The 15058-nt window shown below is 39.8% G+C and carries 13 protein-coding genes; 7 read left to right on the top strand and 6 right to left on the bottom strand.

The genetic code is table 11. From position 1 onward, the window contains the following. Window positions 1-43: 43 nt before the first annotated feature. From BN2458_RS07405 to BN2458_RS07395, 3 genes are all read right to left on the bottom strand, one after another. Window positions 44-1738: an LTA synthase family protein gene (locus BN2458_RS07405; RefSeq protein WP_231944759.1), complete on the bottom strand. Its 1695-nt coding sequence runs from the start codon at window positions 1736-1738 to the stop codon at window positions 44-46. 64 nt (window positions 1739-1802) lie between these two features. After that, window positions 1803-2129 carry a hypothetical protein gene (locus BN2458_RS07400; RefSeq protein WP_231944758.1) on the bottom strand — a complete coding sequence of 109 codons (327 nt, stop codon included), beginning with the start codon at window positions 2127-2129 and terminating at the stop codon, window positions 1803-1805. A gap of 50 nt (window positions 2130-2179) precedes the next feature. Beyond that, window positions 2180-3037 carry a menaquinone biosynthesis family protein gene (locus BN2458_RS07395; protein ID WP_034326998.1) on the bottom strand — a complete coding sequence of 286 codons (858 nt, stop codon included), beginning with the start codon at window positions 3035-3037 and terminating at the stop codon, window positions 2180-2182. 98 nt (window positions 3038-3135) lie between these two features. On the opposite strand from BN2458_RS07395, the gene recA reads away from it, so the two are divergent. From recA to BN2458_RS07360, 7 genes are all read left to right on the top strand, one after another. Further along, on the top strand, window positions 3136-4176 hold the full coding sequence (gene recA, locus BN2458_RS07390; protein WP_034327000.1) for a recombinase RecA: 1041 nt from the start codon (window positions 3136-3138) through the stop codon (window positions 4174-4176). 18 nt (window positions 4177-4194) lie between these two features. Beyond that, window positions 4195-5472, top strand: a complete 1278-nt coding sequence (gene eno / locus BN2458_RS07385; RefSeq protein ID WP_034327002.1) for a phosphopyruvate hydratase — start codon at window positions 4195-4197, stop codon at window positions 5470-5472. A gap of 24 nt (window positions 5473-5496) precedes the next feature. Then, window positions 5497-5781, top strand: coding sequence for a hypothetical protein (locus BN2458_RS07380; protein ID WP_034327004.1), 285 nt, complete (start codon window positions 5497-5499; stop codon window positions 5779-5781). Next, window positions 5756-6370, top strand: coding sequence for an AMIN domain-containing protein (locus tag BN2458_RS07375; protein WP_034327006.1), 615 nt, complete (start codon window positions 5756-5758; stop codon window positions 6368-6370). The genes BN2458_RS07380 and BN2458_RS07375 overlap by 26 nt, the downstream gene beginning before the upstream one ends. Before the next feature lie 3 nt (window positions 6371-6373). After that, window positions 6374-6877, top strand: coding sequence for a shikimate kinase (locus tag BN2458_RS07370; protein WP_034327020.1), 504 nt, complete (start codon window positions 6374-6376; stop codon window positions 6875-6877). Window positions 6878-6953: 76 nt separating this feature from the next. Next, a complete protein-coding gene (locus tag BN2458_RS07365; RefSeq protein WP_034327009.1) occupies window positions 6954-8048 on the top strand; it encodes a DegT/DnrJ/EryC1/StrS family aminotransferase in 1095 nt (364 codons plus the stop codon). Next, window positions 8041-9003 (top strand): Gfo/Idh/MocA family protein, encoded by a 963-nt coding sequence (locus tag BN2458_RS07360; protein ID WP_034327011.1) that lies wholly within the window; start codon window positions 8041-8043, stop codon window positions 9001-9003. The genes BN2458_RS07365 and BN2458_RS07360 overlap by 8 nt, the downstream gene beginning before the upstream one ends. Window positions 9004-9605: 602 nt before the next feature. On the opposite strand, the gene BN2458_RS07355 is transcribed toward BN2458_RS07360, so the two are convergent. Genes BN2458_RS07355 through BN2458_RS07345 form a run of 3 tightly spaced genes read right to left on the bottom strand, consistent with a single transcriptional unit; the run spans window position 9606 to window position 15042 of the window. Next, entirely contained in the window at window positions 9606-12671 is a 3066-nt protein-coding gene (locus tag BN2458_RS07355) for an efflux RND transporter permease subunit (RefSeq protein ID WP_034343284.1), read from the bottom strand. Further along, complete coding sequence (locus BN2458_RS07350) at window positions 12671-13759, bottom strand: efflux RND transporter periplasmic adaptor subunit (RefSeq protein ID WP_034343281.1); 1089 nt, start codon at window positions 13757-13759, stop codon at window positions 12671-12673. Before BN2458_RS07350 ends, BN2458_RS07355 begins: the two co-directional genes overlap by 1 nt. Next, window positions 13756-15042, bottom strand: coding sequence for a TolC family protein (locus BN2458_RS07345; RefSeq protein WP_034343280.1), 1287 nt, complete (start codon window positions 15040-15042; stop codon window positions 13756-13758). The genes BN2458_RS07350 and BN2458_RS07345 overlap by 4 nt, the downstream gene beginning before the upstream one ends. Between the last annotated feature and the right edge of the window lie 16 nt (window positions 15043-15058).

Below are 15058 nucleotides of genomic sequence, written 5' to 3'. Positions count from 1 at the left end.
GAGATTCTATAATTTCTAGTCATAACAAAATACTGCCTTGCCATTATTCCTCTTTGAAGATTCTATAACTTATCGCATACTCAAATAACTCCCAATATCGCTTTCCAAAGTGTTTTTGATATTCATTTAAGCTAAAGCTTGTATCTGTGGATAGAAGCCCCAAATCCTCTTTAGAATCTGCCCACATATAGCCCACCTCGCTACGGAAAGGATAAATGCCATTTTCATCAATCCACACGGCTTGATTGTAGCCAAAAGCGCGCCGTTTATCGTCTTTAGGGGCAAGTATATTGCGTCCTCCTACGCTGATATAAGGTGTTTGAGACAGGCTTAGCTCATAGAGTGTGGGGAAAATATCCTTGTGTGAGCCTATGCGTGTAGGGTCATAATGTGTTTGTGTAGCATACATTTGTGGCACATAGAGATACAGAGGCACGGCATAGTAGAGGGCTTTATCCGTGCTGGGATTATCGGCAAAATCCCTCACGCGATGGTCGCCACTTGCTACTATAATCGTATTTTGGGCTAAATGTGAATCTTTAATCCTATCCATAAACTCCCCGAATGCGTCATTAGCATATTGATAGAGCAAGGCGGAGATTCTAAGCTTATCGTGCGCTTGATTCTTCGCTTTATTTTTTAAGGTATCGCTTAGTGCAATGGGTTTTGGCACATAGTGTTGCGGTAGATGATAGGGCGGGTGATTGCTCGTAGTGAGTATAGCGATAAATGTAGGTTTTGTGGCGTTTTGCAGAATCTCAAAAGCGAGATTATACGCATATTCATCAGGCACACCATAGGTATTTTTATCATTCTTACTCTGTGGAAATCTCTCTAAAAGTGTGAGCATATCATAAACCTTGTGTGCGCCCTGCGTGATGATAAACTCTCCCAAACCCTGCCAAGATGCGTAGCCGGAGGTAATATATACTACCTCATATCCTGCATTTGCGTATATGAAAAAAGGATTCAGCATAAGAGACGTTTTTTTATGCGCACCTAAGGAGATTTGAGCACTTGGGCTATCAAAGAAAAGGGCGGCAAGTGAAGGTGCTGTGCCATTAGCTCCACTTAAAAAACGATAAAAGACAAAATCTTCATTAAAATGCCTCCTCAAAGCCCCGAGTAGGTCATTTGTATCTTTATCGTCAAAAATCAGCATATTGCTCCCAAAACTCTCCATAAGATTCAAAACAATATGCGGTGGATTTTCGCGTAAAAATACAGAATCTGCACTCGTGTGCGAAATAGGAAAAAGTAAAGATTCTAATTGCTCTCCTTTTTCTTTTACAGGCGGGTGAAAGAGGGCAGCTTCCTTATAATTACTCTGTGCCCAGTCAAATGCAATAAGCGGATTTGTAGCTAGGTGATTAAAAATAGGTAGCGTAGAAATATAATGATTATCCTCTTTGATAGGAAAAGTGCCAAGTGAGCCACGCGCTGCAATCAATAGGAGTGCAATAAGGAGGAGTTGGACGCAAACAAGGTATAGAATCTGCACATAAAGATTTGTAAAATGAGCAAATCTCATAAATAAAGAGAATAGAGGGATTTTGTAAAGATAGAGACAAAAGATACCAAAAGCAATCGCACAAAGCACACCAATAACCAATGGATAGTCCTGCCACATAATGGAGAGAATAGCGAGAGTATCATCATCTTTGAATCCAAAGATAAAAATATCGATTTTGCTCCCATAAGTGCGGAAATAGTAGAAATTAATAATAGCCGCCGCCATAAAGACAAAGCCAAGCAAAAAGGTATAAATGTGGGGGATTGTTTGTGAGAGGAAAGAGTAGATTCTATGCTTTGCCCCCCCCCCCCGTTAAAATATATGCTATAAAGCAAAGAGATTGTGTGATGTAATGTAGGGCTACAAAAATGAGTAGAGCGATGCCGATACTTCGCATATCAAGCTTTGCACCCATAAGCCACATTGCGCCAAAGTCGCTTAAATGCTCTTGCCATAGATTCATAGGTAAGTAATGGGCTACCATAATGCCACGTGTGATAGTGCATAAAATAAAAAGTGCAACACAAAGGAGCAAGGTGCGCTGTATCAAAATGCTATTGATGATATGAGGCATTTCGTTATTCATTATGGATTTTTTGCTTACTTGTGTATTCATTATTCTCCTTTGTGGGTTAAATGTGCTTAGATTATAAAATATTAAAGAATCTAGCAGAAGCGTAAATCGTTATATTCGCTTGGGATAAAATAATCTCTAGCTTTTAGAATCTGTGGATAAAATCCTGCTTTGAATCCTAGCTCAAAAAGCCTATCCACCGCTTCAATCTCAATTTCGCTCATAGAAATAGAATCCGCATTTGCATAAAGGCTAAGATATGTATCAAGCTCCTTTGCATTCACGCGTATAATGCCTCGTTCCAAAAGCATTTGGCTTAAAATAGCTTTGTTTTGCACTCCAAGTTGCACGGCTTTGGTAAGCATAGATTCACACTCTATGGCGGTGGTAAGTGGCAATGAGCGGCGCAGCGCCATACCACCCAAAGGCAGAGGCAGCTCACCACCGCTAAGATTCTGCCATATGTCCCAAAGTTCGGATTCTACGCAGAGATTTTCATTAAAATTTAAAATGGATTCGTGTATGAGCACACCCGCATCGACTTCGCCACTTAGCACGGCAGATTCTATATCGAGGAAATTTTTATACACGATGCGCGCATCAGGATAGGCTATGCGGAAAATCATCGCATTTGTTGTATGTTCCCCGCTTAAAGCGACTTTGAAATGCTTTTTTAGAATCTTATCTTTTTTTCTAATGAGCTTTGGTCCATAGCCATTGCCAAAACTCACTCCTGTGCGTAAAAGTGCGTAATTTTGCGCCACGAGCGGATAAAGTGCAAAAGAAATTGCACTAATATCGTATTCGCCTTTTAATGTCGCAAGATTGAGTGTTTGAATATCTTTTGCGGTGTTGTTAAAACATAACTTTTTAGAATCTACCCACCCAAAAACAATCGCATAATACATAAATAAATCATCGGCATCAGGGCTATGAGCGACACTTATCATTATCTCTCCTCTTCTTTTGTCAAAATTATAAGGATAATTTAGTCAAACTTAGATAAAATCGCACTATTTTACGCACAAACTTACAAAAAAAAGGATAATTGATGATAGATGAGAAAAAGCAGAAAGCCATTGAGTTAGCCTTAAAGCAAATTGATAAAGCATTTGGTAAAGGTGCTTTGGTGAGGCTTGGGGATAAGCAGGTAGAAAAGATAGATTTTATCTCCACGGGCTCACTCGGGCTTGATATGGCACTTGGCATTGGTGGTGTGCCTAAGGGGAGGATTATTGAAATCTATGGTCCAGAATCAAGCGGTAAAACAACACTAAGCCTTCAAATCGTGGGAGAATGTCAAAGAAATGGCGGAATCTGCGCCTTTATAGACGCTGAACACGCACTTGATGTATATTATGCTAAACGTTTGGGTGTGGATACAGAGAATCTGCTTGTGTCTCAACCTGATACGGGCGAACAAGCACTTGAGATTTTAGAGACACTCACACGCAGTGGTGCAGTGGATTTAATTGTTATAGATTCAGTGGCTGCGCTTACGCCAAAAGCAGAAATTGAGGGCGATATGGGAGACCAGCACGTAGGGCTTCAAGCGCGGCTTATGAGCCACGCCTTGCGTAAAATTACCGGTGTGCTTCATAAGATGAATGCGACTTTGATTTTTATCAACCAAATTCGTATGAAAATTGGCACTATGGGCTATGGTAGCCCAGAGACTACCACCGGCGGTAATGCGCTTAAGTTTTATGCGAGTGTGCGTATTGATGTGCGCCGCATTGCTACACTCAAGCAAAATGAGCAACAAATTGGCAATAGAACTAAGGCAAAAGTCGTCAAAAATAAAGTTGCACCACCATTTCGCGAGGCAGAATTTGATATTATGTTTGGCGAAGGCATTAGTAAAGAGGGTGAGATTATCGATTATGGTATCAAGCTTGATATTATCGATAAAAGTGGTGCGTGGCTTAGCTATAATGACAAAAAGCTAGGACAGGGGCGCGAGAATGCAAAGCTACTTCTCAAAGAGGATAAGGCTTTGGCAGAAGAAATTACTGCAAAGATTAAAGAGCAAATTGGTGCAAAAGATGAGATTCTGCCTCTGCCCGATGAGCCAGAAACTAACGAATAAAATAACAAGGAGAATACAATGGTTTATATAGAGCATATTGACGCACAAGAGGTAATGGATAGTCGTGGAAACCCAACGGTTAAAGCAATAGTAAGGCTAAGTGATGGCACAAGGGCAAGTGCAATAGTGCCAAGTGGTGCAAGCACAGGTAAGAGAGAAGCCCTAGAGCTACGAGATGGCGACAAGGAGCGCTATTTAGGTAAGGGTGTGCTTAAAGCGTGTGCAAATATCAAAACAGAGATTGCTGCACAGCTTGATGGCGTATCACCTTATGACCAAAGCAAAATTGACCTTATCCTTAAAAAGATTGATGACACAGATAATTATTCAAAACTCGGTGCAAATGCGGTGTTGGGTGTGAGTATGGCAATAGCTCGTGCAAGTGCGCAGTGCTTACATTTACCTTTGTATCGTTATTTGGGTGGCAGCAATGCGCTTACTATCCCTACACCTATGCTTAATATTATTAATGGTGGCTCACACGCTGATAACACGGTGGATTTTCAAGAATATATGATTATGCCTCTAGGCTTTGATACTTTTGCGGAGAGTTTGCGCGCTTCAGCTGAAGTGTATCATCACCTTAAAGCAATTTTGAAAGATTCTGGACATATTACAAGTATTGGCGATGAGGGGGGATTTGCTCCTAATTTAAAAAATAATGAAGAACCTATCGAGGTTATTCTTAAAGCCATTGAAAAGGCGGGGTATAAGCCACTCGAAGAAATTGCGATTGCACTTGATGTGGCAAGTAGTGAGCTTGTAGGGAAAGATGGAAATTATCATCTTGCAGGAGAGGGCAAAGTGTTTGATAGTGCGGGTATGATTGAGTATTATGAGAAACTTGTCGCAAAATATCCTATTGTCTCTATTGAGGATGGCTTGAGCGAAGATGATTGGGAGGGCTGGAAGCTCCTTACGCAAAAACTTGGAAGCAAGATTCAACTTGTGGGTGATGATTTGTTTGTTACAAATAAAAAGATTTTGCAAGAGGGGATTGATAAAAATGTTGCAAATGCCATTTTGATTAAACCTAATCAAATTGGGAGTGTGAGTGAGACAATGCAATCCGTGCGTCTTGCCCAACGCAATAATTATAAGTGTATTATGAGTCATCGCAGTGGCGAGAGTGAGGATACCTTTATCGCGGATTTTGCGGTGGCACTTAATACCGGCGAGATAAAAACAGGTTCAACAGCGCGAAGTGAGCGCATAGCAAAATATAATCGCTTGCTTGAAATTGAACGTGAGGTGAGTGATACAGAATATATTGGCAAGAGCCTTTTTAAACGATAAAGGTGCAGAGCTTAAAGGCATACGATGAGCGCATACGATGAGCTACTAGGTGAGCCACAAAGATTAAAGAGACTATTTTATATTAATCGTGTGTGGATTATTATTTTTGGTGTTGTGATTGCGCTGGGCGTGTATATAGGGTATCTGCTCTTTGGTAATAATTCTGTGGAAGTGCTTTTATCTTTACACAAGCAAAAAACATATTTTATAGAGGAGGCTCATAAAATGCAGGAGCAAAACGCGCTTTTGCAAAGGCAAATTTTTGAGCTAAAAGGAGCAGATTTTGAAAAAGAAAATCCTAAGAAATAGCGTATTAATTGTAAGTCTATGCGTGTGTACCCTATGGGCGAGGCAAAATCCTTTTGAATCTGTGATTACACAAAAAGAGGAGGAGCATAACGCACAGGGTATGCACCAAGACCCGCTTTCTAGCATAGAGTTTGTTTTGCCTAGCACCGCGCGAGTGTTAAAAAGCGTGCAGGTTACCTATCAAAATCTTGATGGCTCTATTGAAAATAAGATCATTCAGCTTGATGAGAGTATTGATTGGCACTATCCTTTACTTATCTCGCAAAAAGCCCAAGGTGCTACTTACAAAGTGGAAAATCGCTTTAAGCTCGGCGAATTTGAGATTATCATCAATCATAGTAAGCTTTTTATCGCCACGCGTAAGAAATTATTGCGTGATTTTATTTTGCCTAAGCCCTATCGGTTAGTTCTTGATTTTGAAGGTGTAAAAAGCAACGAGCATCAGCAGCTTAAACTCGATAAGAAATATTTTAGTGATGCAGAAATCTCCACGCACGAAGGATTTTATAGAGTCTCCATAGGTTTTGATGGACGATATAAATATCACATCTCCCCACAACGCGATGGTTTTGTGATTAGCTTGGAGTAGATGTTGGAGAATATTGTTTTAATTGGCTTTATGGGGAGTGGCAAAACGACCATAGGTAGAGAAATTGCGCTTTGCGGCGGGAGATTCTTACTCGATACAGACCAGCTCATAGAGCAAAATATGGGTAAAAGTATAAAGGATATTTTTGCTTCAGTAGGCGAGGAGGGATTCCGCCGCATAGAATCCCAGCTCATCTTGTGGCTCTCTGCTAATGTAAAAAACGCAGTTATCGCTACAGGTGGGGGAATGCCAATCTATAATGACATTCGATATATGGGTAAGATTTTTTTTCTTGATGTGGGCTTTGAGTGCATTAGTGAGCGAATGAGCAAGAGTGAGCGGGCGAAGCGACCTCTTTTTGCAGACATAACAGAGGCGAGGCGACTCTATAATGAGCGCAAAAAGATATATGAGAAACAAGCTCATTATGTGGTGAGCGGTGTAAGCTCCATAACAGAGAGTGCGAGGCAGATTATAGAATGTGCGGAGCAAAAACACAGAATCTAGGCTTTATGTAACAAACCTTATGATATATGTATCATTTTTTGCTACAATTAGCACTTTTACAACAAGGGGTAATAAAGTGGAATTTATTAATCTTAAAGCGCAGTATGAATGCTACAAAGGTGATATTGATAGGGCTATGCAAGATGTGCTGAACTCATCGCAGTTTATTATGGGTAAGGCAGTGAGTGATTTAGAATCTGCTATGTCTGTTTATGTGGGTTCAAAACACGCTATAGGTTGTAGCAGCGGGACAGATGCGCTTATTTTGGCACTTTTGGCACTTGATATTAAAAGTGGCGATGAGGTGATTACCTCACCTTTTAGCTTTATTGCGAGTGTGGAGGCGATAATGCTCCTTGGTGCGAAACCTGTGTTTGTGGATATTGATGAAGGGACTTATAACCTTAATCCAGCTCTTTTAGAATCGGCTATTACACTTCAAACAAAGGCAATCATTCCTGTGGCGATTTTTGGGCAGATGGCAGATATGGAATCTATTAATGCAATCGCCGCAAAGCACAATATTCCTGTGATTGAAGATGCCGCGCAAAGCTTTGGGGCAAGTCAGATTCAAAAAGGTAAAAAGATAAAATCTTGTGATGCAAGCACAATCGCCACTACGAGCTTTTTCCCAAGCAAACCTCTAGGCTGCTATGGTGATGGCGGGGCAGTATTTACAAATGATGAAGTTTTGGCTCAAAAGCTTCGCTATCTCCTCAATCACGGACAGACAGAGCGATATAAACATAGTTTCATTGGGTTAAACGCGCGACTAGATGCGATTCAAGCAGCGATATTGCAGGTGAAGCTAAAGCATTTAGATAAAGAGATTGATAAAAGGCAGGATATTGCAAGGGTGTATGATGAGAATCTTAAAAATGTGATTACACCTTTTGTTGCTCCAAATAATACAAGTGCGTATGCGCAGTATTCTATCCGCACCCACAATCGTGCAGAGCTTATGAAAAAATTAGAATCCGCTCATATTCCTTATGCGGTGCATTATCCTATTCCGCTGCATTTGCAAGAGGTAGTGTGTAAAGTGTATGGATATAAAAAAGGCGATTTTCCTGTGAGTGAGGTGGTATGCGAGGAGATTTTATCTTTGCCTTTTAGCCCATTCCTTACAGAAGATGAGCAATGTCAAGTGATAAGGGCAGTCAATGGATAAACCTGTGCGAATTGCCCTCTTTGGCATTGGTAAAATGGGGCAAAATCATTTAAGAATCCTGAGTATGCTTAAAGATGTGGAAGTTGCATTCCTTTATGATGTAAATGAGGAATTGTGCGTGGATTTAAGCAAAAAATTTGGCATTAAGATTCTAGAAAATCTTGATAGCGACCTCAAAAGTTGCGATGGAGCAATTATTGTAACACCTACTTTTACGCATTTTGACTATATCAATAAAGTCAGTAATTGCGTGAAAAATATCTTTGTAGAAAAGCCTCTTACCAATACATTAGAATCTACACAAGTGATTGTTGATCTTGCGAAACAAAAAAATCTTAATATCCAAGTGGGTTTTATTGAGCGATATAATCCCGCTGTGATTACCCTGCGGCAAATCTTAGGCGCAAATAAGCATAAGATTATTAATATTGACCTCACACGCACAAATAAAATGAGTAGTCGCATCACAGATGTAGATGTGGTGATTGATTTGATGATTCACGATATTGATTTGGCACTGCGCTTTAATGGCGAGGTAGTGGATATTTATGCACACGGTGTGATTGAAAAAGGAATGATTGAATATGCGCGTGCGTGTCTCGTGCATCGCAATGGGGCGTTTTCAAATATCGTGGCAAGTCGTATCACACATAAGCGCAAACGGCAGATTTCTATCACGACTGAAGATGAATACATTGATTGTAATTTGTTGCATAAGGAGATTTTTGTAGATAAGCAGAGCTTTGAGCAGCGGCTTGATAATGTTTCCGTTTGTGCAAGCACAGAGACGATTGAGGTGCGTGGGCAGGAGGCATTGCTTGCGGAACTCATTGATTTTGTGAATCTATGTAAAAATAAGCCAAGCATAACTTCAAACCGCCCCAATGAGCGCGAGGGAATGGAGGCGATGAAAATCGCCCATCAGATTCAGAATCTTATACATAATGGACGTTAAAGAGAGTTTTATAGAATCTTTTAAGCGCAAATCAACTTATTTTAAGTAAATTTTGTATTTATAAAAGATAAGAATCTTGCAAAAAATAGAGAAAATCCACATATTTTTAGACAAAAATCTTACTGTGAATCCTTATAATAAATAAGTGATTGTAGCAAATGTGAGAGTGAGAGTAGCACAAAGATGAGAAAAAGTAATGAAATGTGAGGGAATGAACATAAGGCTTTAAAAAGCTTTTAATGTGTTTTAATTTAATGCGTATAGTAAGTAATTATAGAGCTTTTTAAAGGTTAGGGATAAGAGGCTTAAAGGGCTAGTTTTACTGCTGGGGATTATTTACTTAAATTTAATGTTTGAAATCAAAGTAAAATCCCTCACTTTGATTTCAAACGCGAAATGACTTTGATTTTACGCGAGGGGTTACACTTGCATACAGAGTATATGTAACCCTGCATTTGACTAAAGGCAAGTTTAGAATTGATATACCTTGGATTTTCAATGTAGTTTTTGCCTTTATATAATAAGTGCATTTATTATAAAAAATACGCAAGTAATCATAAAGAATCTTGATATATCTAAAAAAGAAAAAAATTCACATAATCCTACACGCCGAATTTTCGCACTACGATTCTAAAAAGTGGCGGCAAGATAAGCAGTGTTAACATTGAGGAAGTTACAAGCCCTCCTAACACCACGATAGCGAGAGGTTTTTGCACTTCACTCCCAACGCCCGAAGAGAGCAGCATTGGGATAAGCCCAAGCCCTGCGATAAATGCAGTCATTAGCACCGGGCGTAACCGCCTTTTTGCTCCAATGACAATAGTATCTTCAAGACTATATCCCTCCTTAAGCAAATGCAAGAAATATCCCACCATTACCACACCATTAAGCACTGCGATACCAAAAAGCGCGATAAAGCCCACGGAAGCCGGGACAGATATATATTCGCCCGATAAGAAAAGTGATATAAGCCCACCGGTAACCGCAAAGGGGATATTAAGCAAAATCAGCAAGGAAAGAGAAATAGACTTGAAAGTAAAGAAAAGGATAAAAAAGATAGCAAGGATACTTAGAGGAATAACGGTGGAAAGCCTTTTATTCGCGCGTTGTTGATTTTCAAACTGCCCACCATAAGTGATAGAATATCCCTCCGGCAATTGCACTTGTGCGGCAATTTTCTCCTTTGCTTCTTGAACAAATCCACCCAAGTCTCTCCCCATTACATTGCTTCTCACTACGCTATAACGTTTTGATTGCTCTCTTTGAATCTGTACAGGACCATCAACTTCTTGAATGTCGGCAATTGAGCTAATAGGCACAGGATTTCCATCAAGAGAGCTCATTTGCAAACTCTTCAATTTTGTAATATTACTTGCAATATCAGCATCTTGACGAATGATGACGGGGATTCTCGCAAAGCCTTGTGGAATGTAGGTTACGATAATACCCTCTAAGCTTGAGCGCATAAATTTTGTAAATTCATCACTTGAAATACCAGTATTTGCCATTACGGACTGCCAAGGTTTTACATAGAGGTAATTCACCCCTTTATTAAGCGTAGTAAAAACTTCAGCAGAGCCTTTAATATCTTTAAGAATATCTACAATTTGTGAGCTTAGCTCATTAAGTTTATCAATTTCTAAGCCAAAGATTTTAATAGCTAAATCCCCACGCACACCGGTAAGCATTTCGGAGATTCTCATATCAATTGGCTGCACAAGTGCAATATTCATACCTTTAAATTCACTTGCAACTTCGCGTATTTTATCCTCAATCTCTTCCATATTTTTTGCTTGCCATTCTTCTTTTGGCTTAAAGGATACAAAAACATCACTTTGGTTGAAACCTGCTGGGTCAAGCCCCACTTCATCAGTTCCTGTGCGCGTAACTACACTTTTAATTTCAGGCACTCTAGCGAGTAATTCTTTTTGCATAAGGAGCATTACATCTCGACTTTGCTCTAAAGAAATAGAGGGGCTAGATTCAATATTCAGCACCAAATCACCCTCTTGCAAAGTCGGCATAAAGGCACTTCCAATAAGCGGAAAGAGTGAGAAGCTAAAGATAAGAAAACATATCGCACTTATAAGCAGTAATTTTGTTCTTGTAAGTGCAAAATGGAGCATCGGGGCATACATTTTATGAAAAAATTGTGTTAATTTGGTTTCGTGATGCTCTGTCGCTTTAAGCACAAAGGAGCTAATTACAGGAATAACCGTCATTGAAAGCAAAAGTGAGCCAAGTAACGCAAATACGATTGTTTGTGCAAGAGGGACAAAAAATTTCCCCTCTAAACCTTCAAGTGTAAGGATAGGCACAAAAAAGATGATAATGATAATAATGCCGCTAAAGACAGAGACAGATATTTCTTTACACGCACGATAAATGGTATGCAGTTTTGGTGAATTTTTAGTGAGACTTAGCTTTTCAAAGGCATTTTCAACATTTACAACTGCAGAATCTACCAAGATTCCAACAGCAATTGCTAATCCTCCAAGACTCATTAGGTTTGCTGAAATGCCATAGTGGCGCATCATTACGAAAGCAAAAGCGATAGATAAAGGTAAAATTACGCTTACAGCTACCGCCGCACGCACATCACCCAAAAACAAAAAAAGTAAAATAACGATAAGCACAATGGCTTCCACAAGCGTTTTAATGACATTATTGACTGCTTTTTGCGTGAGTTCAGACCTATCATAAAAAACACGCAATTCTAGATTCTCGGGTAATTCTGTCTTAAGCTCTTCCATTCTAATTTTAATTTCTCTAATTGCATCGCGTGAATTTGCTCCTTTGAGAGAAAGCACTAAACCCAATGTTGTCTCGCTTTTACCATCTATTGTTGTAAGTCCAAGCCGCGTCATATGATTTTCAATCACATCGCAAAAATCTCTTATACGCACATAGCCAGATTTGGTAATGACAGAGATATTTTTAATCTCTTCTATATTTGTTGCGCCCGTTTGCACTTTTACAAGGAAATTCTCATTGTCCCGTGTTACGCGTCCTGCACCATCATTTTTAAGATTTGCATCAAGTGCATCTTGCAAATCACTAATTGTAATGCCAAGTCGCGCCATATCATCAAAGTCTGGAACGACTACAATCGCTTTAGTATATCCGCCTAAGCGATTCACATCGGCAACACCTTTGATATTACGCAAAGCGGGGCGAATGGTAAAATCAAGTAGCTGCCTTTTTTGTGCTTCTGATATGGAATTGTCGCTACTTTCAAGAGTGAACATAAACATATCACTTAGGGGAGTTACAATCGGTGCAAGTCCGCCACTCACACCATTAGGCAAATCCCCTAATGTGGTAGAGAGTTTTTCATTCACCATATTACGTGCAAGATAAATATCTGTGCCATCGTTAAAGTCAATTGTAATATCAGCAAGTCCATATTTTGAAAGACTACGCAAACTCTTTTGATTAGGAAGCCCTAGTAATTCTAGCTCTAATGGACGCACAACACGATTCTCTACTTCTTCTGGTGCCATCCCGGGGGCTTTAAGAATAATTTTTACTTGTGTGGAGGAGACATCTGGAAATGCATCAATGGGGATTGTAAAAAATGAATATGTGCCAAAAATAAAAAGTATGATTGCGCTTAGCACCACAATCATACGTTGTTTAAGGGAAAATTCTATAATTTTTGCTAGCATTATTCACTCCCAAGTCCGTCCATCATACCTTTTAGGCTGATAATATTGCCTGTGGCGATCTTCATCTGGGCATTTAAACCTTTTGGATCAATGACAAAACCATTGTCTCTCTCTTCAACCTTATGAATCTTGGTGGGCTTAAACCCTTTGGCACTCTGCACAAATATAAAATAATCATTGCCATTTTTTATGACTGCAGATGAGGGGATAAGAATCGTGCCCTTAGGCAGTAAGCCATCAATATATACTTCTATCATCTCACCGACTTTAAGATTTGTGTCGCGGATATTGGCAATGGCAAGAATAGTGTTTGAGACTTTATCAATGACTACTGACATAGTTTCAACCTCCCCAATTTTATTGCCATCATCATCAAAGACAGGCGAACCCTTTTGGATATTGTGTGATAAGTGTAAAGGGATTTTAATGCGTCCAAGCAAATTGCTTGTTGCATTATCGCTTACTTTTGAGATTCTCACATAGGGCGTGAAAGCCCCGATTTTCTCACCGCTTTGTTTGGGGGCAACGGATAGAATCCCCGAAGTTTTTGCTACCACAGGAAAGCCATATCTGCCCTGTGAGCCATTTTTGATGAACTGCGGGTCAATGCCCAGTAAATCAAGCTTTGATTGGATTTCATTCAATTTTAAACGCAATTCATTCATTGCGAGGTAGCTTAATTGATATTCCCGCTTGGAGATCACACCGGCTTTATATAGGGATTTATCCTTTGCCTCGTTTTCTTTAGCGATTTTGAGTCGCTCACGTGTGTTTGTGAGCTCAAAAAAGAGCGCACTCAACTCATTGGAGCTAATATCGCAAATCAAATCCCCCTCATTTACACTCTCCCCCTCGCGTTTATAGATATTCACCACGATTGTCTCAAAGCTCGAACTTTGCGTGCTGGAGCTCTTGTCGTCAAAGTCAATAAGAGCATTGAAAGGCACACCCTTAGTGTTAAAGGCTTGATTGAGCGGGATAATTTTAATACCATTTTTTGCCACTTGCTCCTGTGAAATAACGATTTCGCTTGCAGCAAACATAAACTGGGTGCATAATAGCGGGATAAAGCACAGATATTCTTTCATTGTTTGTCCTTTGTGCTAGGTATATTTAAGACGAGACTTAGAGTTTCTTCAAGCATAGAGAGCGTTAAAACATAGTCGCGCTTTGCCTGCGTGGTGGCAATCATCGCATCAAGGTGATTATTTTTCACACTTAAGTATTCAAACGCACTTGTTTTACCTGCCTCATAGCCAATGCGCGATATTTCACTTAGCTCCGCACGATTATTTTCATTATCCTTTGCAAGAGCAATAACCTCCTTTTTTGTATAGAGTTGCTCCAAATATGACTTTGCATTCATCAGCAACGAAGCCTTTAGAATCTCGCTTTCGCGTATAGAACCACTTTGTAACGCTAGATACATCGCCTTTTGATTGCCGTATTTGGTGGTTAAAGGAATGGGGACTTTAATTTTCAACATAATGCCATCGCTCGATTCGGCGCTATTAAATCCGCCGCCAATCTCCAGTGCGTCAAAGCGATTTTGAGAGGCGAGCTTTGCGCTGTATTGATAGTCTTTGATGTCTAGGCTCACTATATCAAGGTAAAGATTCTGTTCTAATGTCTTTTCAAGCCCTGCATCATCAAGGCTAAGATAATCAAACTGCAGCCCATTTACATTGATGTTGCTGTCTGTTGTATTTACACCAAGAATCACTTTGAGCGCATTGAGCGTGTTTATAAGCTCTGTATGCAGGGTTTTTAGTGCTACCTTTGTAGCCAAAAAGTCGCTTTTGAAAAACAAATATTGTGATTTGCTAATGCGCCCGGCTTCGTATTGTTCTTGTGAGATTTTAAGCTGATTCTTTGCGTTTTCATAACGTGTGGTATAGATGTGATACTGCTCGTTTAAGACGAGATAGTCCAAATACAATCTTTTTGCGCTAATTATCGCTAGTCGCCTTGTGAGTTCATATACTTTTTCTTGCCTTAGAATCTTGTTTTGGTAGCTTTGCGAGAGTGTGTAGCTCACCCACGGCAAACGAGGTGTAAGCATAAGCAAAAATGTGCTTTCAAGTTCCGTGCCACCGCTTGGCGATTTTACGTGATTAGTTTCCACTTCAAGGTATGAGCTATTCCACGCACGCATTGCTTTGCCCTCATAGGTAAGGGCTTGTGCCATTGCACGAGATTTTGCAAGATTGATAGAATTTTTCTCCACACGCGTCATAAATTCATCAAGGCTCATTACATATTTGTTTGTAGGCATATAGACATAAAATTCTTCTTCTAGCTTGTTAAAGTCTATAAAATCATTTGCGCACATTACACTTATGTAAAGCATAAGGGCAGTGATATATTTCATCGCAATCCTTCGTGAT

This window comes from Helicobacter typhlonius, assembly GCF_001460635.1.
Lineage (GTDB): Bacteria > Campylobacterota > Campylobacteria > Campylobacterales > Helicobacteraceae > Helicobacter_C > Helicobacter_C typhlonius.
The sequence above is the reverse complement of the archived record's forward strand: the minus strand, read 5'-3'. Positions and strand labels throughout refer to the sequence as shown.